The sequence below is a fragment of the Parabacteroides sp. MSK.9.14 genome, from assembly GCF_019041495.1.
Lineage (GTDB): Bacteria > Bacteroidota > Bacteroidia > Bacteroidales > Tannerellaceae > Parabacteroides > Parabacteroides merdae.
Genome location: NZ_JAHPXO010000120.1, coordinates 1 through 988 on the forward strand (window position 1 = coordinate 1; position 988 = coordinate 988).

Annotated in this window: 1 pseudogene; it reads right to left on the reverse strand. The window is 38.4% G+C overall.

Annotated features, from left to right (window positions below):
• Window positions 1-142: 142 nt before the first annotated feature.
• A pseudogene (locus tag KTG12_RS21400) lies at window positions 143-988 on the reverse strand (hypothetical protein); the annotation flags it as partial.

Sequence of the window (988 nt, forward strand, 5' to 3'; positions counted from 1 at the left end):
TTATTCTCAGCTAATCCATAATCATTCAGCGCATACTGGAGATTCATTCCCATACCGAGGAGTAACATCAATGCTCCTATTAACAACACGGCTTTTTTCTTTAATTGTACCATTGTCTTTAAGTTTTTAATTTGCTAATACTTCAATCGTGATTTTCACGACCATTTATATCTTTTTCTCTGGAATCACCCTTATAAAAACTACGCAAATAACGCTTCACGGTGTCTGTATCCTCCCACTGTTGACTATAGTGATGGGTATAGCCCATAAAATAAAGGATATAGAAAAGCATTGATAAAAACAACAGAAACTTTGGAAACACACGCTGCTCTTTTTCCACCCAATCTATGATTTTATATGACACTAACAACAAAATACCTGACAAGGACAAATACAGGTAACGATCAGCAACTATTCCCAAACGAGGCATCGCTACGACATGTAGTGATAGCAACAAATGAATGACAAAGAACAAGCTGCCGAACATCAAAAGACGCTTCTTACGGAAACTATACAAAACTCCGAACAAGCCTGCCACAAGCACCGGATAAACATAAAAACGAACCGGAATATCGCTATTTCCTGGCAAAATTGGGAAAGGATATAAATAATTCAGATTGATCGGAAGCAAGGACTTCGTAAAATATTCGAACAAAGAATAGCTGCCGAACAACAGACGTTGTACTGCCGTATAAGACACCGCCTCACTACGAGGTCCCTGTAAGTCCAACGTCAACAAGGCAAAGCCTACCGATAAAATAAAGAATGGCATTTTCTCTATCCACCAATCCGATGATTTCAGATTACGACTGATGAACCAATCTATCAAAATCAAGGACAGGGGCAAAACAAAGGCTTGTTCTTTACTCAAACACGAACAGACAAAACAACATAAAGCCGCTATATAACAACCGAGTTTTTGTGACCGGACATAACGAAGATACAACAACAAGGCTGACAAATAAAAAAATACATACATCGGAACCTT